General features: G+C 59.9%; 18 protein-coding genes and 3 pseudogenes. 15 read left to right on the top strand and 6 right to left on the bottom strand.

The annotated features are described in order from the left end of the window. Positions 1 to 158: 158 nt before the first annotated feature. Positions 159 to 1,334, bottom strand: coding sequence for a tetratricopeptide repeat protein (locus AB4N92_RS13450; protein ID WP_047544203.1), 1,176 nt, complete (start codon positions 1,332 to 1,334; stop codon positions 159 to 161). A gap of 175 nt (positions 1,335 to 1,509) precedes the next feature. On the opposite strand from AB4N92_RS13450, the gene AB4N92_RS13445 reads away from it, so the two are divergent. The 5 genes from AB4N92_RS13445 to AB4N92_RS13425 all read left to right on the top strand — a co-directional run bounded on the left by AB4N92_RS13445 (position 1,510) and on the right by AB4N92_RS13425 (position 4,344). Beyond that, positions 1,510 to 1,680 (top strand): YhfG family protein, encoded by a 171-nt coding sequence (locus AB4N92_RS13445; RefSeq protein ID WP_010214072.1) that lies wholly within the window; start codon positions 1,510 to 1,512, stop codon positions 1,678 to 1,680. Then, a complete protein-coding gene (locus AB4N92_RS13440; RefSeq protein WP_010214073.1) occupies positions 1,680 to 2,279 on the top strand; it encodes a putative adenosine monophosphate-protein transferase Fic in 600 nt (199 codons plus the stop codon). Before AB4N92_RS13445 ends, AB4N92_RS13440 begins: the two co-directional genes overlap by 1 nt. Further along, on the top strand, positions 2,252 to 2,497 hold the full coding sequence (locus AB4N92_RS13435; protein ID WP_021492349.1) for a hypothetical protein: 246 nt from the start codon (positions 2,252 to 2,254) through the stop codon (positions 2,495 to 2,497). The genes AB4N92_RS13440 and AB4N92_RS13435 overlap by 28 nt, the downstream gene beginning before the upstream one ends. A 610-nt stretch (positions 2,498 to 3,107) precedes the next feature. Further along, complete coding sequence (locus AB4N92_RS13430; RefSeq protein WP_029529275.1) at positions 3,108 to 3,464, top strand: DUF1493 family protein; 357 nt, start codon at positions 3,108 to 3,110, stop codon at positions 3,462 to 3,464. 16 nt (positions 3,465 to 3,480) lie between these two features. After that, the gene (locus tag AB4N92_RS13425) at positions 3,481 to 4,344 is read left to right on the top strand and encodes a DMT family transporter (RefSeq protein WP_236266979.1); all 864 of its coding nucleotides are present in this window, start codon (positions 3,481 to 3,483) and stop codon (positions 4,342 to 4,344) included. Positions 4,345 to 4,400: 56 nt separating this feature from the next. Here AB4N92_RS13425 and AB4N92_RS13420 read toward each other — a convergent pair whose 3' ends face one another. Together AB4N92_RS13420 and hslO are read right to left on the bottom strand one after the other, a co-directional pair. After that, positions 4,401 to 5,942 (bottom strand): phosphoenolpyruvate carboxykinase, encoded by a 1,542-nt coding sequence (locus tag AB4N92_RS13420; protein ID WP_045791411.1) that lies wholly within the window; start codon positions 5,940 to 5,942, stop codon positions 4,401 to 4,403. 179 nt (positions 5,943 to 6,121) lie between these two features. Further along, the gene (gene hslO, locus AB4N92_RS13415) at positions 6,122 to 7,024 is read right to left on the bottom strand and encodes an Hsp33 family molecular chaperone HslO (RefSeq protein ID WP_010214086.1); all 903 of its coding nucleotides are present in this window, start codon (positions 7,022 to 7,024) and stop codon (positions 6,122 to 6,124) included. Positions 7,025 to 7,128: 104 nt separating this feature from the next. Between hslO and AB4N92_RS13410 the strand changes: the two genes are divergently transcribed. Beyond that, positions 7,129 to 7,929, top strand: a complete 801-nt coding sequence (locus AB4N92_RS13410) for a phosphatase PAP2 family protein (protein WP_010214087.1) — start codon at positions 7,129 to 7,131, stop codon at positions 7,927 to 7,929. 39 nt (positions 7,930 to 7,968) lie between these two features. Here AB4N92_RS13410 and AB4N92_RS13405 read toward each other — a convergent pair whose 3' ends face one another. Continuing rightward, positions 7,969 to 8,376, bottom strand: a complete 408-nt coding sequence (locus tag AB4N92_RS13405) for an RNA-binding S4 domain-containing protein (RefSeq protein ID WP_010214088.1) — start codon at positions 8,374 to 8,376, stop codon at positions 7,969 to 7,971. A 115-nt stretch (positions 8,377 to 8,491) separates the two neighbouring features. On the opposite strand from AB4N92_RS13405, the gene rimA reads away from it, so the two are divergent. From rimA to rimK, 3 genes and pseudogenes are all read left to right on the top strand, one after another. Beyond that, positions 8,492 to 9,271, top strand: a complete 780-nt coding sequence (gene rimA, locus AB4N92_RS13400; protein ID WP_042571309.1) for a S6 modification regulatory phosphodiesterase RimA — start codon at positions 8,492 to 8,494, stop codon at positions 9,269 to 9,271. Positions 9,272 to 9,284: 13 nt separating this feature from the next. Then, the gene (gene rimB, locus AB4N92_RS13395) at positions 9,285 to 9,767 is read left to right on the top strand and encodes a retropepsin-like aspartic endopeptidase RimB (protein ID WP_016979043.1); all 483 of its coding nucleotides are present in this window, start codon (positions 9,285 to 9,287) and stop codon (positions 9,765 to 9,767) included. After that, positions 9,764 to 10,668: pseudogene (rimK, locus tag AB4N92_RS13390) on the top strand (30S ribosomal protein S6--L-glutamate ligase). The gene rimB and the pseudogene rimK overlap by 4 nt, the downstream one beginning before the upstream one ends. A gap of 139 nt (positions 10,669 to 10,807) precedes the next feature. Here rimK and AB4N92_RS13385 read toward each other — a convergent pair. Both AB4N92_RS13385 and ompR read right to left on the bottom strand, forming a co-directional pair. Further along, the gene (locus AB4N92_RS13385) at positions 10,808 to 12,121 is read right to left on the bottom strand and encodes an ATP-binding protein (RefSeq protein ID WP_021491614.1); all 1,314 of its coding nucleotides are present in this window, start codon (positions 12,119 to 12,121) and stop codon (positions 10,808 to 10,810) included. 117 nt (positions 12,122 to 12,238) lie between these two features. Then, positions 12,239 to 12,979: an osmolarity response regulator transcription factor OmpR gene (gene ompR / locus AB4N92_RS13380; RefSeq protein ID WP_010214095.1), complete on the bottom strand. Its 741-nt coding sequence runs from the start codon at positions 12,977 to 12,979 to the stop codon at positions 12,239 to 12,241. Between the two features lie 357 nt (positions 12,980 to 13,336). On the opposite strand from ompR, the gene AB4N92_RS13375 reads away from it, so the two are divergent. From AB4N92_RS13375 to tauC, 6 genes and pseudogenes are all read left to right on the top strand, one after another. Beyond that, on the top strand, positions 13,337 to 15,661 hold the full coding sequence (locus tag AB4N92_RS13375; RefSeq protein WP_042571308.1) for a Tex family protein: 2,325 nt from the start codon (positions 13,337 to 13,339) through the stop codon (positions 15,659 to 15,661). After that, the gene (locus AB4N92_RS13370; RefSeq protein ID WP_021491616.1) at positions 15,661 to 16,044 is read left to right on the top strand and encodes a PaaI family thioesterase; all 384 of its coding nucleotides are present in this window, start codon (positions 15,661 to 15,663) and stop codon (positions 16,042 to 16,044) included. The genes AB4N92_RS13375 and AB4N92_RS13370 overlap by 1 nt, the downstream gene beginning before the upstream one ends. A 214-nt stretch (positions 16,045 to 16,258) precedes the next feature. Further along, positions 16,259 to 17,842, top strand: coding sequence for a glutamate--cysteine ligase (gshA, locus tag AB4N92_RS13365; RefSeq protein ID WP_010214098.1), 1,584 nt, complete (start codon positions 16,259 to 16,261; stop codon positions 17,840 to 17,842). Positions 17,843 to 18,161: 319 nt separating this feature from the next. Next, positions 18,162 to 18,947 (top strand): annotated as a pseudogene (gene tauA, locus AB4N92_RS13360) (taurine ABC transporter substrate-binding protein); the annotation flags it as partial. A gap of 59 nt (positions 18,948 to 19,006) precedes the next feature. Continuing rightward, positions 19,007 to 19,573: pseudogene (locus tag AB4N92_RS13355) on the top strand (ATP-binding cassette domain-containing protein); the annotation flags it as partial. Continuing rightward, a complete protein-coding gene (gene tauC, locus AB4N92_RS13350) occupies positions 19,570 to 20,406 on the top strand; it encodes a taurine ABC transporter permease TauC (RefSeq protein WP_045791412.1) in 837 nt (278 codons plus the stop codon). The pseudogene AB4N92_RS13355 and the gene tauC, both read left to right, overlap by 4 nt. The last annotated feature ends 7 nt before the right edge of the window (positions 20,407 to 20,413 follow it).

Below are 20,413 nucleotides of genomic sequence, written 5' to 3'. Positions count from 1 at the left end.
CAAATTCGACAAGTTCGACTGTGGCTGTAGGAACACCACAAACCAAATGTGGGAGGGGGCTTGCCCCCGATTGCGATGGATCAGACACACATATCTGACTGATCCAACGCTATCGGGAGCAACCCCCTCCCACATTTCAGAACTGCACTACAGCTGAATCAGCGATTCTGCACCCGCTCAATCGCCGTGTCATACACCGGGTTGGCCTTCTGTTCCTTGGCCAACTGGTAGTGACGCAACGCATCCGGGAACTGCCCCGCCGCTTCGTAGATCCGCGCAATGTTGTAATAAGCACCTGCACGCACGGTGGCAGCATTGGCGCCGGTGGCAAGGGCGATAGCCTTGCGGTTAGCCCAGATCGACTCGGCAGTGTTGCCGGCTTTCTGATACGCCAGGCCGAGGTTGCCGTAGGCCTTGCCAAAGCCATTGTCCAGTTCGATGGCCTGGCGGAACAGGTCGATCGCCTCGTCCAACTTGCCCGCCTGGTAGGCCGCTTCACCCTGCAGGTTCAGGCGCTTCGCATCGGTTTGTACGGAAGAGCTGACGGTGACCGCGGTGACCGCCACGCTGTCATCCAGCAGCGGTTTGACTTCGTTCAGAACATTCGCGGCATTCACTGTCACGCCACTGAAGGTGTTGATGTCCTGGAAGTCGCCGCTGCCGGTCATGCGGAACACCGTCCACAGGTTGCCGCTGCGGTTTTTAGGCACGTAGTAGGTACGCACCAGCGATTGCCCCATGTACACGAACACCTTGGCTTCGCTGTCGGACAACTGGCGCGAGCCTGGGTTGCCGCCATTGCTGTAGTCGTGCACGGCATAGACGTAGCTTTCGCCGTAGTGTTTTTTCTGCAGGGTGATGGTTTCCGGGCCGTAGCTGTCGGTGTCATCCACATCCAACTCGGCGTCGGTACCCTTCTGGTTCTCGAAATAGATGTTATTGCCGGGGAAAATCATGTGGGAGTCGAGGTCGCTCGGCGTCTTGCCCCACGTCAGCACCACACGCAGGCCGTCGAGGTTCTCCATCACCGGGCTGATAGCGTAGGTCATGCCTTTGCACGGGCATTTCACCACGAGGTTGGAATAGCCGGGCTTCTTGATGATCAGCAGGTTTGAGGCGTCGTCAGCGGCTTCGCTGTTCAGCGTGACCTGACCCTGGCCGTTGGTGCGGCCCACCACGTTCTGCGTGCCGTTACGTTGCAGCAACACTTCGGCGTCGGCAATTTTCTGGTCCTTGACCACCGCACTGAGTACTTCAATCGGCAATTGCTCGGCCTGGACCGAAAACGCCACCGCACACAATGACATCGCCGAGGCGACACGCAGCAAACCCATGCTTAACTCCCTTTAAGTAGTGGGCGGAATCGCCCTACAAGATTTTGCGGTGAAACATACGCTGAAATCGGGCGACTGGCAGACTTTTTGTACAGAATGTGACGTGGTTTTTATCCCGCCTGCCCACTGAAGCATTGCGCTACAATCAAGCCTTGCTAACCAGGAGTACGCTGCCATGAGCGAACCGACGTTTGAGCAAAAACAGGATCACTATCACAAGATCCGCCGTTCCAATTACCTGGCCAGCCTGCGCCTGGAAGGGTTCGACACCCAACCGGCCGACGTCGACAAACCCTTGCCGACCCGCGAAGCCGTTCTTGCCAAGTACCGCAACAGCCCACGCTGATGCTCGACAAATACGGGGTGGGCCAGGATCCGTACTGCTATCCCGGTAGCAGCGTCCTGCGCAACCGCCTCGATTTGCTCGACGAAGCCCGCTTGCATCAAGCCGAGCGGGAATTATCCGAAATTGCCGTAGGCAACCTCCCTCTCTTCCCTCCACCCTACGACCTCGACCGTCTGCAACATATCCACCGCACCCTGTTCGGCGACCTCTACGACTGGGCCGGCGAACTGCGCAGCGTCAACATCCAGAAGGGCGACACGCTGTTCTGCACCCCGGAACGCATCCCACCGGAAGCGGCGAAGGTCATCCGGCGCATGCAAGACGCGCACTGGTATGTCGGTGTGAGTCAGGCTGAGCTGGTAACGCGCATTGCCGAAGCCTACGGCGACCTCAACGTCATCCACCCCTTCCGCGAAGGCAATGGCCGGGCGCAGCGGATCTTGTTCGAGCAGATCATCGTGAATGCAGGGTTTTCGGTGAATTGGTGGCTGGTGAAACACGCCGCGTGGATACCGGCGAATATTGACGCGGTGGGGTGTGATTATCGGGGGTTGGAGGCGATTTTTGAGCGGTGTATCAGCAGGCCTGCCAGCGCCTGATCGAACCACGAACGATTAAACCATCTGTTTATTGCCCGAGCGCACAGTCCGCCGCCCACCAACGCATCCGCGCTGCCACTGACTTACTGGAAACCTTCTCCTGCCTGACCTTCGAACACTCGGACCTCAAAGACATCTCCCACATCACCAACGATGACGCGGTAAGCCAAAAGAAACGCGACGTCATTGACGTTTTTCGCGAGCAAGCTCGCGCCTAAAACTGACCCGCTTGCCTGTTAAATCACAGCCAAGCCACAAACGCCGGAAACGCCTGTAGGAAACCTCCAAACAAAGCGACATCCCCTTCCCAAACTGCTCCAAACGCCCGCTTGACCCTCTACAGAAGTTACCCGTAGCTGAATGAAAATAGCGCGGTTTCAACTTTCTCGGCAGAAACCTGTGAACATCGAAAGGACTCAACACATCGGCCCGGCAAGCTTCGTAGATATCACGCTGGAGACATCAGCATCGATCTGGATGCCAGTGTGAGAGGAGGTATAGGGCCTCGGCGGTCAACACTCTCAATGCATGTCTACTCGGACGAGTCTTAGTGACATGGCCCTTTACCTTCAATCCGCTTCCTTTCTCATTATCTATTTGGTGCTGCACCACCAAATCACAGACCCAATGCTCAGAAAGCACTTCGCAGTCACATGTCTTACAACAGGCCTTATTTTGACGTTCCTACTACCCTATGTAGCGGTGATCCTCAGAATGCCCCTCCTGCCTGTCTTTGTATTCCTGATAGGCTTGGCGCTCTTCATCACTCGAAACAAATACCGCCGCCAACGCAACCAGCCCCTTCATCCACTCCTGCGCGCACCCACCATGAACCTCGCCCCCAACTTCCCCGAAGACTCCGTCATGCAACAACTCCTGCAGCTGCTGCACGAAGAAATCGGCCTGCCGAAACACAAGACGATCCGCCTGCAAACCTCAATCAACTTCGACCTCGGCTGCGACGGCAGTGAGGCCAAGCAACTGATGGATGCACTGGAGCAGGAATTTGCGCTCGACCTGGGCGACTTCGACACTTATCGTTACTTCAACCCGCCGGGGTTCGACGTGTTTCTCAAGCGTCGCGCCAAGGGGCGCGGTGAAAAAGTGCCGCTGACCATCGGCATGCTCTACCTGGCCATCAAGACCCACAGATGGGACACGCAGACGCTGGAAAACCTGAGCTGAAACACAAGGACCTTACATGGACGTCACGATGGGCCTGCTGGCCGCCCTGCTCTGGGGCGGCACCGATTTTCTCGTGGGTCTCAATGCCCGAGCCGTGGGCGTTAAACGCGCGGTGTATTTCGGCCAAGCCCTGGGCTTCCTGATCATGACCCTGTTACTGGTCATTCTCCCAAGCCTCCTGTTCAAATCCCTGGAAGCTGCGCTGAGCGTCTGGCTCCTGGGCATCGCCGCCGCCCTGCTCACTGTCTCCGGCGCCCTGGCGCTGTCCAAGGCCTTCGTCCTCGGCAAAGCAGCCATTGTCGCGCCGCTCGTGACGTCCTACGGCGTGGTGACCACCTTGCTGTCCTGGGCCAGCGGTGAGCACATCAGCCTGACGCAACTGGGTTGCATCGCCTTGTGCGTGATCGGCGTGATCCTCTCCAGCCTGCACAAGGACAATGGTGTTCCCCACAACAACCCACGCCTGTCCATCGCCTACGCCATGCTCGCCGCTTTGCTGTATGGCACCAGCTTCTGGCTGCAAGGCCGCTACACCCTGCCAGCGCTTGGGCCGATCACCATGCTCTGGCTCGGCTACCTGGTGGGGCTGTGCGTGCTGGTGATGATGGTGCTGAAGATCACAGACGGCCTGAAAATCCCACCGCTGAAAAACTGCGCGACGCTGACCGGGGCAAGCTTGATGAACCTGGGTGGGTTCTCGGCGTTTTCGTGGGGAGCGATGGCAGGTTCGGTGTCGGTGGTGACGGTGATCAGTACATTGTCGGGCGGGATCGCGGCGATTCTGGGGTTTGTGTTTTTCAAGGAGCGGTTGTCGGCGGTGCAAGTGTTGGGCGTTGTGCTGGTGCTGGTCGGCGCGGTGGTTTTGCACATCGTCGACTAAGTGTTCGCGCACAAAAAAGCCGCCTCAAGAGGCGGCTTTTTCACAACGCTCGAATCTTACAACTTAGGACCCGCAGCCTTGATCGCATCGCTCACTTCAAACTTCTTGAAGTTTTCGATGAACAGACCCGCCAGCGCCTTCGCCGCTTCGTCATACGCAGCCTTGTCAGCCCAGGTATTACGTGGGTTCAACAGGCCGGTCTCAACGCCTGGCACAGCCAGTGGCACGTCGAGGTTGATGGTGTCGAGGTGTTCGGTTTCTGCACCGATCAACGCACCGCTCTGGATCGCTGCGATGACGCCGCGAGTAGTCGGGATGTTGAAGCGCTTGCCGACGCCGTAGCCGCCGCCGGTCCAGCCGGTGTTGACCAGGTAGACCTTGGAGCCGAAGCCACGGATGCGCTTGATCAGCAGCTCAGCGTATTCGCCAGCCGGACGCGGGAAGAACGGTGCGCCGAAGCAGGTGGAGAAGGTCGACTTGATGCCACCGCCGGAACCCATTTCGGTCGAACCCACCAGTGCGGTGTAGCCGGAGAGGAAATGGTAGGCCGCTTGTTCTTCGCTGAGGATGGACACAGGTGGCAATACGCCGGTCAGGTCGCAGGTCAGGAAGATCACTGCGTTTGGCTCGCCGCCCAGGTTCTTCTCGGAACGCTTGGCAACGTGCTCCAGCGGGTAGGCGGCACGGCTGTTCTGGGTCAGGCTGACGTTGGTGTAGTCGGCGTGCTTGGCATCGTCGATCACCACGTTTTCCAGCACGGCGCCGTGCTTGATGGCTTTCCAGATGACGGGCTCGTTCTTCTCGGACAGGTCGATGCACTTGGCATAGCAACCGCCTTCGATGTTGAACACCACGCCTTCGCCCCAGCCGTGTTCGTCGTCACCGATCAGGTAACGGCTTTCGTCGGCGGACAGGGTGGTTTTACCGGTGCCCGACAGACCGAAGAACAGGGTCACGTCGCCTGCTTCGCCAATGTTGGCAGCGCAGTGCATCGGCAGCACGTCGGAAGCCGGCAGCAGGAAGTTCTGCACCGAGAACATGGCTTTTTTCATTTCACCGGCGTAACGCATGCCGGCGATCAGCACTTTCTTCTGGGCGAAGTTGAGGATCACGCAACCGTCGGAGTTGGTGCCGTCACGCTCAGGCACGCACTCGAAGTTGGCCACGTTAAGCACTTGCCACTCTTCACGACCGGCCGGGTTGTACTGGGCCGGGTTGATGAACAGGCAACGACCGAACAGGTTCTGCCAGGCAGTCTGGGTGGTCATTTTCACAGCCAGGTAGTGGTCTTCGGAAGCCCCTACGTGAACGTGGGAAACGAAGTGCTCTTGCGCGTTGTTGAACGCCTCGACGCGAGCCCACAGGGCATCGAACTTGTCGGCCGGGAACTTGCGGTTGATCGGGCCCCAGGCGATAGCGTCCTGGGTAGTAGGCTCTTCAACGATGAAACGGTCGACCGGCGAACGGCCAGTACGGTGACCGGTTTCGACGACCAGCGCGCCAGTATCGGCGAGCACGCCTTCACCACGCTGCAGGGCTTCTTTAACCAGATCGTCAACACTCAGATCGGTGTATACGGCGTTGTTGGCTTGCGTCATGAGGTTCCCCGTCGGCCTATGGCCGAGTGCTCCAAACGTTTTGTAGTAGAAAGTTGCGCACTACTACCGCGAAAAAAGTGGGCCGGATTATGCCAGAAAAGCCCAAAAAGAGTAGGGCCCTCCCGTCAGAACTGCGCTAATCCGGCGTTTGTCAGGTGATTTACCTGTGCTTAAACGTTTTAGTGGCGGGTGTCGGAAGGGGTGTCGATGCCTGCACCGGCGAACAATTGGGCGACGTCGGCGGCATCGAACAGGTAGCGCTGGTTGCAGAACTGGCAGTCAATCTCGATATGCCCGCCGTGCTCCACTACCAAATCCTGCGCATCTTCCAGGCCCAGGCTGACCAAGGCGTTGGCCGAGCGCTCGCGCGAGCAGCTGCAATGGAAACGCAGGCCCTGTTCGTCGAACAGCCGCACGGCCTCTTCGTGGTACAGGCGATGGAGAATGGTTTCGTTGTCCAGGCCCAGCAGTTCTTCAGCTTTCAGGGTGTCGGCCAGGGCGATGATGTGGCGCCAGCTTTCAGCACGATCATCGTCGTCCTTGATGCGGTCAGCCGGCAACTGCTGCAGCAACAGGCCACGGGCACGCTTGCCGTCAGCGTTAAGCCAGAACTTGGTGCCGACTTGCTGGGACATTACGAAATAGTTGGTGAAGCAATCCGACAGGGTTTCGCCGTCCAGGTCGACGATGCCTTGATAGCGCTGGCCCTCGGTCGGATCGACGGTGATGGCCAACACGCCGTTGGCCATCAGGTCAGACAAGGTGGCGTCCGGGGCAATCTGGTCGGCTTCGTAACGGGCCAAACCACGGATTTCACGCTCGCTTGAGCATTCGATCATCAGCATCGGCACCGGACCCTCGGAACGCGCCTGCAGGATCAGCAACCCATCGAATTTCATGGTGCCCACCAGCAGCGCCGCCGCCGCCATCAGCTCACCGAGCAATTGCGCGACCGGCTCCGGATAGGGGTGCTTGGCGAGGACTTCGGCGTAGCTGCGCTCCAGCGAGACCAGTTCGCCGCGGGCGTCGTTCTCGTCGAAGATGAAGCGTTGGGTGAAGTCGGTATCCGGTAGATCAGTCATAGGTCTGGGTATCTGAATTGATGACAAATTGATTACAAGGTTTATAGAATTAAACGCTTTAGCACCATTTTGGTGCGATTTTCTAGAGCCGTGGGGGACAGTTTATGAACAATCCGGGTTTGTTCCAAGCCAAGTGGAACCTCGGGCGATGGGCCTTTTGCAATCTACTCGCTATCGGACTGCTGTGTTTTTGGCTGTGGCCCACGGGGCAGATGCTGTGTGTGCTTTTCGACGAGTGGCTGTTTCATCTGCTCAATGACCCGCTGGCAAGCAACTCGACCTGGCTGCACGTATGGGCTGTCGCCAGTTTGCGACCGTTCGACGCGGTGGTTGGAGTGATTCTGCTGTCGCTGTTGATTCGCGGCGACTGGGTATTCAAGGCCGTGCAGGTGCGCCAGGCACTGCTAGGTTTTATTGGCATTCTGCTGCTCTTGCTGTTTATCCGCATGCTGTTTTCCAAATTCGCTGCGCATATGGGCTGGCAACACAGTAGCCCGTCAATGGTGATCAGCGGAGCGATCCAGATGAGCGACTTCTTCCCGGGGCTGGAGAAAACCTGGGAGTTGAAGGACCGTTCGAGCCAGAGTTTTCCAGGCGATCACGCTTCGGTGCTGTTGATCTGGGGGATGTTCATGACGGTGTTCGCCAAGCGCATCGGCCAGGTGCTGGTGATCTGGGGCCTGGCACTGTTGTTCATGATGCCGCGCCTGGTGGCGGGCGCGCATTGGGGCCAGGATGACTACATTGGCGGTGTATTGCTGGCGCTGTTGGCGTTGGGGTGGGGGTACTACACGCCGTTTGCGGCGAAGGTATCGAGTGGGTTGTTGCGGGTGACGGCGCCGGTGTTTGGGCTGCTTCAACACCTGCCGCTGATTGGTCGATTGAGTGTGGTTCGCCCAGCATGATGGCCAAGGGTGAGGGAGCTTGCTCCCTCACTGTCGCAGTCAGTCATCATTGCCACTGCCGCGAAACTTGAACAGATCACGACGCTGCTTCTTGCTCGGCTTGCCATCCGTGGTCATGCCTGTGGCGCCCGCCTTGCGCATTGCCGCCGCATTTTCACGCTTGGCAATGCTGGCTTCGGTCTCGGTGTACAACGCCTGCGCTTCAGGCGCGCCACGGCGCACGATGGAAAGCGCCTGAACCACGACTGTCTTTTCATCAAACCCGACACGAATCTGGAATTCATCGCCGATGCGCGGTTCCTTGCCTGGCTTGCAGCGCTCGCCGCGATGGTGCACCTTGCCACTCTCGATAGCAGCTTTGGCCAGGGCGCGGGTTTTATAGAACCGTGCCGCCCATAACCACTTGTCCAATCGGACCTTTTCTTCCTCTTCCTGCTTTTGAGCCACTTGAATTCCTCGCTCTGAAAAATGTCGCAACTTTACCGTTGAAACCCTTCGACGCATAAACCCCAAGGCTCACCTAAGATACGCCAGGTACACCCTGTTTTCGCGAGGATACGCCGTGACCGACTTTCCCATTTCACTCACCTCGCCCGACCAGCGGTGCGTGGGCTGCCAGCAAAGCGAGCCCTTGGGCTTTGATTTCGCTTTCGCTTACCAGCCTATCGTAGACCTTCGGGATCATTCTATTTTCGCCCACGAAGCCTTGGTGCGGGGTACGCACGGTGAAGGCGCGTTGTCGGTACTTGAACAGGTCAATGAACACAACCGTTACCGCTTCGACCAGCGTTGCCGTACACAGGCCATTGCCGGGGCTGCTGCATTGGGGATGCAAACCCGCTTATCCATCAACTTCATGCCCAATGCCGTATATCGGCCTGAGCTCTGTATTCGCAGCACCCTGGAAGCGGCGCAGGCACATAACTTTCCGCTGGACCGCTTGATTTTCGAGACTCTGGAACACGAGCACATAGATAACTATCGCCATTTGACGAATATTCTGCGTGAATACCGCGAATTCGGCTTCATGACCGCCATCGACGATTTCGGCGCGGGTTATTCGGGGCTGAATCTGCTGGCCGATTTCCAACCTGACTTGATCAAACTCGACATGGCGCTGATCCGCGATGTCGACCAGGACCGTGTCCGCCAGGTGATCGTCCAGGGGATTGTCACAATCTGTGAGCAGTTGGGGGTTACTGTCATCGCCGAAGGCATCGAAAGTGCCGGCGAGCGCGACTTCCTGTTCGATTGCGGAATATTTCTGATGCAGGGCTACTGGTTCGCCAGGCCCGCATTCAAAGCGTTGGCCGAGGTTTCTCCTCAGGCCTGGGCGAATTAACCGGTTACCCATATTGAAGACATTTGACCATTTGACCGTTGTGGGTCTGCGTGAGTGGGTGGCACTTCCCGACTTGGGAGTGGCAGGCCTGCGCGCGAAGATCGACACCGGCGCCAGCACCTCAAGCCTGCACGCTACCGATATCGAGCCGTTTGAGCGCGACGGTGAGAAGTGGGTGCGTTTTACCGCGCACCTGGGCAGCGTTGTGCAACTGCGTCACCGCCGCTGCGAAGCACCCTTGGTGACGATGAAAACCATCAAAAGCTCCAACGGCCACGCCCAGGTGCGTTATGTCATCAGCACCACGCTGGCGCTGGGTGACAGGGTGTGGCGGGTGGAGTTCACCCTGGCCTGCCGCAAAGCCATGCGTTACCGGCTGTTGCTGGGCTCCAAAGCCTTGATTGACGGCCAACTGGTGGTCAACCCCGGCATCAAGTACGTTCAAGACAAGCCGGTGTTCCCGGTCTCTACTCTTTCTGTCCCAGGTGCTGCATGAAGATTGCTGTGCTGTCGCGAAACCCGCGTCTGTATTCCACCCGCCGCCTGGTTGAGGCCGGCACCGAGCGTGGCCACGAAATGGTGGTGATCGACACGTTGCGTGCCTATATGAACATTGCCAGCCACAAGCCGCAGATCCACTACCGGGGCAAGCCGCTGGAGGGGTTTGATGCCGTGATCCCTCGCATTGGTGCCTCAGTAACGTTTTATGGCTGCGCGGTCTTGCGTCAGTTTGAAATGATGGGGGTGTTTCCCCTTAATGAATCGGTCGCCATAGCCCGTTCACGGGACAAGTTGCGTTCGCTACAGTTGTTGTCGCGCCGAGGTATCGGCCTGCCGGTGACTGGCTTTGCCCACTCCCCCGATGACATCCCCGACCTGATCGACATGGTCAACGGAGCCCCCCTGGTGATCAAGGTGCTGGAAGGCACCCAGGGTATCGGCGTGGTGCTCTGTGAAACCGCGACGGCGGCCGAATCCGTGATCGAGGCGTTCATGGGTCTCAAGCAGAACATCATGGTTCAGGAGTACATCAAGGAAGCCGGCGGTGCGGATATCCGCTGCTTTGTGGTGGGCGACAAGGTGATTGCGGCGATGAAACGCCAGGCCAAGCCGGGGAGTTCCGCTCCAACCTGCACCGTGGCGGCAGCGCCAGCCTGATCAAGATCACCCCGGAAGAACGCATGACCGCGCTGCGGGCAGCCAAGGTGATGGGGTTGAGCGTGGCGGGCGTGGATATCCTGCGCTCCAATCACGGGCCATTGGTGATGGAGGTGAATTCGTCACCGGGCTTGGAAGGCATTGAAACCACCACCGGCAAGGACGTGGCAGGGATCATCATTCAGCATCTGGAGAAGAATGGCGGGCCGAATATGACCAGGACCAAGGGCAAGGGCTGATAAGAAACGGCGTTTGAAACAACGCAAACCAATGTGGAAGCGGGGTTGCTCGCGAAGGCGTAGTGTCAGTCAGACCATCTGTGACTGATACACCGCTTTCGCGAACAACCCCGCTCCCACCTATGGGCTGCGTTGTTGCTTAGACCGCGTCTCGGGGTAGCATCAGGCCAAGCGGCAAGCGTACCCGCGCTTCCAGGCCACCCTCTTCTCGATTGCGCAGCTCAACATTGCCGCCATGCATCGATGCAATCCGCCGCACAATCGCCAGCCCCAAGCCGGTTCCCTTGCCACCTCGTGCACGGTCGCCGCGGGTGAAGGGGTTGAAGATACCTTCCAACTCGTCCGGGTCGATGCCTGCGCCCCGGTCCATCACGCTCAGCACCACATAAGGTGCAGCACTGTCGCCGGACACATACGCCGCCACTTCTACATCGGAACCGGCGTGATGCAAGGCGTTGCCGATCAGGTTGTTCAACAGACGCTTCATCGATACCCGACGCAAGGCAAACGGCTGGATCGGCTCCAGGCGCATGCGCACCTGCTCACCATTCTGGTTGTAGGGCGCGACCACCTCACGCACCAGGTCCGTCAGGTCGACTTCTTCCACCACTTCATCACGGCCATCCCGGATAAACGCCAGGAACTGGTCGAGAATCGCATCCATGTCCTCGATGTCGCGGACCATGTCATCGGTGAGGTCCGTATGGTTGCCCATCAACTCCAGAGACAAGCGCAGTCGCGTCAACGGTGTGCGCAAGTCATGGGACACCCCCGCCAGCATCAACTCGCGCTCGCGCCCGGCCTGTTCGACGTCTTCCGCCATCTGGTTGAACGCGCCGTACACCTCGGTCATCTCGCTGGGCGTGTCGCTGACCGGCAAGCGCACGCTGCGCCCCTGGCCCAATTGACGGGCGGCGAACACAAGGCGTTTAAGCGGCTGGTTGAGCTGGCGCACGAAAATCCACGCCGACGCCGTTGACAGCAAGCCGATCGCCAGGAACCAACCCAACACGTTCCAAATCTTCTGCCCCCGAAGCGGATGCGGGTACAGCGGCACTTTCAGCCAGTCCTCGCCCAGGCTTGGCGCACGCACCCACAATGCCGGCGACACATGCATGCGCAGCCGTACCTCGGTGTCTTCACCCAGTTCGGCCTGCATCTGGCGTTGGTAGATTTCACTGTAGGGCCAATGCTGCTCGCCCTCCGGCACACCCGCACCGGCGACACGTACCAGGGTCGCGGCCTTGGCGATCTTCTCGCGGTTCTCAGGGTCTGCCGCCCAATAGGCGCGCAGCGTCAGGGCGACACCGTGACTGTATTGTCGATCCACCAGCACGTCCTCGTTCATCAACAGATAAACCAGTGTGAGTGCCTTGGAAAACAGAACGACGATCAGCACCAGCCAGAGGGTGCGGGAGAAGAAACTTTGGGGGAACCACAGCGGGGTTTTCATAGAAGACTGCTAGATACCTTGCAGAAACGAGCGGCGCTCGCAGAATTGCAGACGCCGGGCATCCCGTCGACCCTCATGGAGTCAAACGCCAGGATGCCCGCCCCTGCAAATCACCGGTCAACTGGTTTTATTGCCGTCCGGAACAAACACATAACCGACGCCCCACACCGTCTGGATATACCGCGGCTTGGACGGGTCCGGCTCGATCATCCGACGCAGACGGGAGATCTGTACGTCGATGGACCGCTCCAGCGCATCCCATTCCCGGCCACGGGCGAGGTTCATCAGCTTGTCGCGAGTCAGCGGCTGGCGAGCGTTCATCACCAGGGCCTTGAGCACGGCGAATTCGCCGGTGGTCAGCATGTGCACTTCATCGCCACGCTTTAGCTCACGGGTCGCCAGCGACAGTTCGTAGTCGCCAAAGGTGACGCTTTCGTCTTCGCTGCCTGGTGCACCCGGTACCGGGGCTGCCTGGCGACGCAACACGGCCTTCACCCGCGCCATCAGCTCGTCAGGGTTGAAAGGCTTGGCCAGGTAGTCATCGGCGCCCAGTTCGAGGCCCTTGATGCGACTCAGCTCATCACCCTTGGCGGTGAGCATGATGATTGGAATCTGGTTGTTTGCGCCGCGCAGGCGTTTGCAGGCGGTCAGGCCGTCTTCGCCGGGCAGCATCAGATCGAGTACGACCAGGTTGAAGACTTCACGCCCCAACAGGCGGTCCATCTGCTCGGTGTTCGGCACCGCACGGGCGCGATAGCCCTTGGAGTTGAAGAAACGCTCCAGCAGGCTGCTCAGCCCCGGATCGTCGTCAACGATGAGAATTTTTTCGCCTTCAGCAGTTTGTGCAGTGCTGCTCATTAGATGCTCCTCTTATCTCGGCGCGCATTATGGCCTAGCTGCCGTTATACGCACCGTGTGCATTGTTAGCAGATTTTTCCTCAACTGCCAGCGAACCCGCGCCCTACAACCGTTGGCGCAATCCCCCCCAAGGGCAGAACGCTGGTTATAATGCGGCGCCGTCGCGCAGGGCAACGTCCGATCGTTACCGTTTGATGCCGAGGCTTTTTTCACCCCGCTTGTGTGATTTTTTCGATTTCGAGGGTCAATAGGCTGCCTCTTGACCCAGGCAGCGGCGCCAGTCGGGCCGCTCAACCAGCCTCCCAGGGCCTTGTTTTCCGGGCCTGCGAGCTGCTTTTCAGAATTTCAGGTGGTTTTATGGACAGCATCAACAGCCGCATCGCCGAGGAACTCGGTGTACGCCCACAACAGGTCGAAGCGGCCGTCGCTCTACTGGATGAAGGCTCCACCGTGCCCTTCATCGCCCGTTACCGTAAAGAAGTGACCGGCAGCCTCGACGACACCCAACTGCGTCACCTGGAAGAGCGCCTGCGCTACCTGCGAGAACTCGACGAACGGCGCATCAGCATCCTCGCCAGCATCGAGGAACAAGGCAAGCTGACCCCGCAGTTGGAACGCGATATCAAACTCGCCGACACCAAGACCCGCCTCGAAGACCTCTACCTGCCGTACAAGCAGAAGCGTCGCACCAAGGGCCAGATCGCCCTGGAAGCCGGCCTGGGCGACCTCGCCGACGGCCTGTTCAACGACCCGTCGCTGACCCCGGAAACCGAAGCCGCGCGCTTTATCGATGCCGAAAAAGGCGTTGCCGACGTCAAGGCCGCCCTCGAAGGCGCCAAGTACATCCTCATGGAGCGTTTCGCCGAAGACGCCAGTTTGCTGGAAAAACTGCGTAACTATTTGAAGCAAGAAGCCATCCTCAGCGCCCGCGTCATCGCTGGTAAAGAGGAGGAAGGCGCCAAGTTCCGCGATTACTTCGAACACGACGAACCGCTGAAAAGCATGCCGTCCCACCGTGCGCTCGCCATTTTCCGTGGCCGCAACGAAGGTATTCTCAGCTCCGCGCTGAAGGTCGGCGACGAATTGCCGGGCACCATGCACCCGTGCGAAGGCATGATCGGTCAACAATTCGGCATCCAGAATCAGAACCGTCCTGCGGACAAGTGGCTCGGTGAAGTGGTGCGCTGGACCTGGAAGGTCAAGCTCTACACCCACCTGGAAACCGACCTGCTCGGTGAGCTGCGCGACGGCGCCGAGACAGAGGCGATCAACGTGTTCGCCCACAACCTGCACGACCTGCTGCTGGCCGCCCCGGCCGGCCCGCGCGCCACCCTGGGCCTCGACCCGGGCCTGCGTACCGGCTGCAAGGTCGCCGTGGTCGACTCCACCGGCAAGTTGCTGGACCACGCCACGGTGTATCCGCATGTACCGCACAACAAATGGGACCAGACCCTCGCGATCCTGGCTGCCCTGTGCGCCAAGCACGCGGTGGACCTGATCGCCATCGGCAACGGCACCGCCAGCCGTGAAACCGACAAACTGGCCGCCGAGCTGATCAAGAAATACCCCGCCATGAAGATGACCAAGGTCATGGTCTCCGAGGCCGGCGCTTCGGTGTACTCGGCGTCGGAACTGGCCTCCAAGGAATTCCCGGACCTCGACGTGTCGATCCGTGGCGCGGTGTCCATCGCCCGTCGCCTGCAGGATCCACTGGCCGAACTGGTCAAGATCGACCCTAAATCCATCGGCGTCGGCCAGTACCAGCACGACGTGTCGCAGCTGAAACTGGCACGTGGCCTGGACGCAGTGGTGGAAGACTGCGTAAACGCCGTCGGCGTGGATGTGAACACCGCCTCCGTCGCCTTGTTGGCGCGTATTTCCGGCCTCAACGCCACCCTGGCGCAAAATATCGTGAACCACCGCGACGAAAACGGCGCGTTCAAAACCCGTGCAGCGTTGAAAAAAGTCGCACGCCTGGGTGAAAAAACCTTCGAACAGGCCGCCGGTTTCCTACGCGTAATGAACGGCGACAACCCGCTGGATTCCTCCGCGGTTCACCCAGAAGCGTACCCACTGGTGCAACGCATCGCCGCCGAGACCGACCGCGATATCCGTTCGCTGATCGGCGACGCCGCGTTTCTCAAGCGCCTGGATCCCAAGAAGTACACCGACGAAACCTTCGGTGTACCGACCATCACCGACATCCTGCAAGAGCTGGAAAAGCCGGGCCGCGACCCCCGTCCCGAGTTCAAGACCGCCGAGTTCCAGGACGGCGTCGAAGACCTCAAGGACCTGGAGCTGGGCATGATCCTCGAAGGCGTGGTCACCAACGTGACCAACTTCGGCGCCTTTGTGGACATCGGTGTTCATCAGGACGGTTTGGTGCATATCTCCGCGCTTTCGGAGAAGTTCATCAAGGATCCGCGTGAAGCGGTAAAAGCCGGTGACGTGGTCAAGGTCAAGGTCATGGAAGTCGACATCCCGCGCAAACGCGTTGGCCTGTCGATGCGCATGAGCGACACCCCTGGCGAGAAAATCGACGGTGCCCGCGGCGCACGTCCTGGTTCGGCGCCGCGCCAGTCGCAAAACAACGCGCCGCGCAAGGAAACGGCCACCACCGCGCCAAGCAACAACGCCATGGCCTCGCTGTTTGCCAACGCTAAACAGTTGAAGAAACGCTGATGGAAATCCCGGCCGGTTTGACCCAGAGCGCGTTCAGCGAACTGATCGGCTGCCGCCTGCAACGCCTTGAGGAAGGCGTTGCCGAGGTGGCCCTGACCCTGGAGCCGCACCTGCGCAACCGCGCGGGCAAGCTCCATGGCGGGGCGATTTTCAGCCTGGTGGACATTACGATGGGGCTGGCCTGCTCCAGCGCCCATGGTTTCGACCAACAAAGCGCGACCATCGAGTGCAAGATCAACTATATCCGAGCCGTGTCTGACGGTGACGTGCTGTGCACCAGTCGGGTGATCCATGCCGGTCGTCGCACGTTGGTGGTCGAAGCGGACGTGTACCAGGACGAAAGACTTGTCGCAAAAGCACAGGGCACCTTCGCTGTCCTATAGCTCCCCACCCCCGATTTGAGTTAATTTCGGCGCTGCAATCACGGCGTCGGAATTTTCTCGCCGCGCTGTAGCCAAATTCATGGAGTGAAGTCGGCATTTTCAGAGCGGGTTAAATCGACTCTAAACCAGGCGATCACGCCAGTTTTAACTTCACCCTTGTAGACCGTCCTGCCCACCCCCATATTGGGGCGACTGACGCGTGAAGGAATCCAACTTGAGCGAACTTCTCAACCGCCGCCTGGCCCTGCTCGGCAAGCGCGAACACCTCTCCCTGCTAGAGCAGTGCTTGCACGGCATCGAGCGCGAATGCCTGCGTGTCACCGGTGAGGGTCGACTGGCGCAAACGCCGCACCCTGAAGCCCTGGGCGCCGCGTTGACCCACGAACAGATCACCACCGACTACTCGGAATCGCTGCTGGAGTTCATCACTCCCGCCCTGCCCAACCCGGCCGATACCCTGAGCAGCCTGGACAAGATCCATCGTTTTGCCTACACCAAGCTCGGCAGCGAATACCTGTGGAGCCCTTCGATGCCATGCCCGTTGCCGGCCGAGGAAGACATTCCGATTGCCTACTACGGCACGTCCAACATCGGGCAGCTCAAGTACGTGTACCGCAAGGGCCTGGCGCTGCGTTACGGTAAGACCATGCAGTGCATCGCCGGCATCCACTACAACTTTTCCCTGCCGGAACAGTTGTGGCCGCTGTTGAAGGAAACTGAAGGATTTGTCGGCACTGACCGCGACTACCAGTCCAATGCCTATATCGCGCTGATCCGCAATTTCCGTCGCTACAGCTGGTTGCTGATGTACCTGTTCGGTGCTTCGCCTGCGCTGGACGCCGGTTTTCTGCGCGGTCGCTCGCACCAGTTGGAGGTGTTGGACGCCGATACGCTGTACCTGCCCTACGCCACCAGCCTGCGCATGAGCGACCTGGGTTACCAGAGCAACGCCCAAGCGGGCCTGACGCCGTGCTACAACGATCTGAGCAGCTACACCGACAGCCTGCGTGAAGCGGTGGCAACGCCCTACGCGCCGTACGTCGAAGTCGGCACGCATAAGGACGGTGAGTGGGTTCAGCTCAACACCAACATCCTGCAGATCGAGAACGAATACTACTCCAACATTCGCCCCAAACGCGTGACCTACACCGGCGAACGGCCGATCCAGGCGCTGATGGCCCGTGGCATTCAGTACATCGAAGTGCGTTGCCTGGACATCAACCCGTTCCTGCCGATGGGCATCGACCTGCCGGAATCGCGCTTCCTTGACGCGTTCCTGCTGTACTGCGCGTTGAACGACAGCCCGCTGTTCGCCAACAACGAGTGCGGCAATGCGACCTCCAACTTCCTCAGTGTGGTCAAGGAAGGTCGCCGCCCCGGCCTGCAATTGCAGCGTCAGGGCCAGGCAGTGGACATGAAGGAATGGGCCGCCGAGCTGCTGGAGCAGATTGCTCCGTTGGCTGCTTTGCTCGATGAAGCCCACGGCATCACCGAACACAGCCAGGCGCTGGACGCTCAGTTGGCCAAGGTCGAGGACCCGTCCCTGACGCCATCGGCACAGGTGCTGGCGGCCATGGCCGAGCGCAAAGAGAGTTTTGCGCAGTTCTCCCTGCACCAGAGCCAACTGCATGCCGAGCACTTCCGCAAGGAGCCCTTGCCGGCTGAAGAGCAGGCACGCTTTGAAGAGCTGGCGCGTCAGTCGCTGGTGCAGCAGGCGGAGCTGGAACAGAACGAGGTGGGCGATTTTGATGTGTTTGTCGGGTCATACCAGGCGAGCATTCTGGCGATCAGCAACTAAATCCTTACGCGGTCCGCTGTGGGAGCTGGCTTGCCTGCGATAGCATCAACTCGGTCTATCTCGAATACCGAGTTGTCTGCATCGCAGGCAAGCCAGCGCCCACATTTGCCCCTCAGCCTGAAGACCGGGTCCCACTTTTCTGCTCATAAGCTAATTCGAAAACGTTATTTATTTTCGGATTCTTAGATCATTTAGTCTCCTCGCATGCCGACCCTCGGCCGCCTGATTGAGGAGCTTCCCCTTGAAACTGCTTACCCCTTTGCGCCTCTTGGCCGCATTGTCCCTGGCCGGTGCCAGCCTGTTTGCCCAGGCGGCGGATGTGACCATTGCTTACCAGACCACCGTAGACCCGGCCAAAGTCGCCCAGGCCGACGGCGCCTACGAAAAAGCCACCAACGCCAAGATCAACTGGCGAAAATTCGACAACGGCGCCGACATCATCGCCGCCATTGCGTCCGGCGACGTGCAGATCGGCTACCTCGGTTCCAGCCCGCTGACCGCGGCGATCACCCGCAAAGTGCCGGTGGAAACCTTCCTCGTCGCCACCCAGATCGGTGGTGCCGAAGCCTTGGTGGCGCGCGACGGGTCGGGGATCAACGGCCCGCAGGACCTGATCGGTAAAAAGGTCGCGGTGCCCTTCGTGTCCACCGGGCACTACAGCTTGTTGGCCGCGCTGAAGCACTGGAACATCGACCCGTCCAAAGTAACCATCCTCAACCTCGCACCACCGGCGATCATCGCCGCCTGGAAGCGCGGTGATATCGACGCGACTTACGTGTGGGACCCCGCCCTGGGCGTGGCCAAGGAAAACGGCAAGGTGCTGATCACCTCCGGCGAACTGGCCAAGTTCGGCGCGCCGACCTTCGATGCCTGGATCGTGCGTAAGGATTTTGCCGAGAAGCACCCGCAAATCGTCACGGCTTTTGCCAAAGTCACCCTGGATGCCTACGCCGCCTACCGCAAAGACCCGCAAGCCTGGCTCGCCGACAAAGGCAACGTCGACAAACTGGTGAAACTCTCCGGCGCCAAGGCCAGCGACATCCCGCTGCTGCTGCAAGGCAACGTCTACCCGCTGGCCGCCGACCAGGTGACCCTGCTGGGCGCACCGACTACCCAGGCCGTGACCGACACCGCTGCGTTCCTCAAGGAACAAGGCAAGGTCGCCCGAGCGCCGAGCGCGGCGTGGTGTTTCAGGATGACGCCCTGCTGCCCTGGCAGGACGTGCTGGCCAACGTGGGTTTCGGCCTGGAGCTGGCCGGCGTGTCCAAGGCACAACGTGAAGTGCGCGCTCGGGAAATGCTGGCCCTGGTGGACCTGGCCGGCTTCGACAGTCGTCGTATCTGGCAGCTCTCCGGTGGGCAGAAGCAACGCGTCGGCCTGGCCCGCGCGCTGGCTGCCGATCCTCGCGTACTGCTGATGGACGAACCCTTCGGCGCCCTCGATGCCTTCACTCGCGAACAGATGCAGGAGCTGCTGCTGCAAGTCTGGCGGCGCACGGCCAAGCCAGTGTTCCTGATTACCCACGACATCGAAGAGGCGGTATTCCTCGCCACTGACCTGATCCTGCTGGCGCCCAATCCCGGCCAGATCGTCGAGCGTCTGAGCCTGGACTTCGGCCAACGCTACGCTGCCGGAGAGTCGGCACGGGCGATCAAGTCCGACCCGCGTTTTATCGAAACCCGCGAACACGTGTTGGGCAAAGTGTTCTCCCAACGGCAGGTGTCCGCATGAGCAGCTACGAACTTCCCGTCATGACCGCCAAGCCGGCGGCGCACGCGCCTATCCCCGTGCGTCGCAGCTTGAGCACGCGCTGGATCAGCCTGCTGACCCTGGTCGCCTTGCTGATCATTTGGTGGGCCGTGACCGCTACCGGTGTGATCGAACCACTGTTCCTGCCGCCGCCGTCCGCCGTACTGCAAAAAGGCTGGCTGCTGGCGACCACGGGCTACATGGACTCCACCTTGTGGCAACACTTGAGTGCAAGCCTCAGCCGCATCGGCCTGGGCCTGGGGTTTGCGGTGCTGACCGCCGTGCCGGTGGGGATCGCCATCGGCTCCAGCCGTATCGCCCGTGGCATCCTCGACCCGCTGATCGAGTTCTATCGACCGATCCCGCCGCTGGCCTATCTGCCGCTGATCGTGATCTGGTGCGGCATTGGCGAGCTGTCCAAGGTGCTGCTGATTTACCTGGCGATCTTCGCGCCGATTGCCATCGCCACCGCCACCGGTGTGCGCACTGTCGACCCGGCCAAGCTGCGCGCGGCGCAGTCATTGGGCGCCACCCGTGCCCAGTTGATTCGCCATGTGATCCTGCCGAGTGCCCTGCCCGACATCCTCACCGGCGTCCGCATCGGCCTGGGGGTGGGCTGGTCGACATTGGTCGCCGCCGAGTTGATCGCCGCCACCAGCGGCCTGGGCTTCATGGTGCAATCGGCGGCGCAGTTCCTGGTGACCGATGTGGTGGTGCTGGGCATCCTGGTCATCGCCCTGATCGCCTTCGCCATGGAAATGGGCCTGCGTGCCCTGCAGCGTAAATTAGTGCCCTGGCATGGCCAGGCACATTGAGTGATGA

The organism is Pseudomonas sp. S3_A09, assembly GCF_054668065.1.
The sequence above is the reverse complement of the archived record's forward strand: the minus strand, read 5'-3'. Positions and strand labels throughout refer to the sequence as shown.

What these genes read in the sequence shown, in the direction of transcription:
- AB4N92_RS13370 (WP_021491616.1), top strand. Translation starts at nt 15,661, where the DNA reads ATGGAAATCCCGGCCGGTTTGACCCAGAGCGCGTTCAGCGAACTGATC.
- AB4N92_RS13440 (WP_010214073.1), top strand. Translation starts at nt 1,680, where the DNA reads ATGCTCGACAAATACGGGGTGGGCCAGGATCCGTACTGCTATCCCGGT.
- AB4N92_RS13430 (WP_029529275.1), top strand. Translation starts at nt 3,108, where the DNA reads ATGAACCTCGCCCCCAACTTCCCCGAAGACTCCGTCATGCAACAACTC.
- AB4N92_RS13445 (WP_010214072.1), top strand. Translation starts at nt 1,510, where the DNA reads ATGAGCGAACCGACGTTTGAGCAAAAACAGGATCACTATCACAAGATC.
- hslO (WP_010214086.1), bottom strand. Translation starts at nt 7,024, where the DNA reads ATGACTGATCTACCGGATACCGACTTCACCCAACGCTTCATCTTCGAC.
- AB4N92_RS13410 (WP_010214087.1), top strand. Translation starts at nt 7,129, where the DNA reads ATGAACAATCCGGGTTTGTTCCAAGCCAAGTGGAACCTCGGGCGATGG.
- AB4N92_RS13375 (WP_042571308.1), top strand. Translation starts at nt 13,337, where the DNA reads ATGGACAGCATCAACAGCCGCATCGCCGAGGAACTCGGTGTACGCCCA.
- AB4N92_RS13385 (WP_021491614.1), bottom strand. Translation starts at nt 12,121, where the DNA reads ATGAAAACCCCGCTGTGGTTCCCCCAAAGTTTCTTCTCCCGCACCCTC.
- AB4N92_RS13425 (WP_236266979.1), top strand. Translation starts at nt 3,481, where the DNA reads ATGGACGTCACGATGGGCCTGCTGGCCGCCCTGCTCTGGGGCGGCACC.
- AB4N92_RS13420 (WP_045791411.1), bottom strand. Translation starts at nt 5,942, where the DNA reads ATGACGCAAGCCAACAACGCCGTATACACCGATCTGAGTGTTGACGAT.
- tauC (WP_045791412.1), top strand. Translation starts at nt 19,570, where the DNA reads ATGAGCAGCTACGAACTTCCCGTCATGACCGCCAAGCCGGCGGCGCAC.
- ompR (WP_010214095.1), bottom strand. Translation starts at nt 12,979, where the DNA reads ATGAGCAGCACTGCACAAACTGCTGAAGGCGAAAAAATTCTCATCGTT.
- AB4N92_RS13450 (WP_047544203.1), bottom strand. Translation starts at nt 1,334, where the DNA reads ATGGGTTTGCTGCGTGTCGCCTCGGCGATGTCATTGTGTGCGGTGGCG.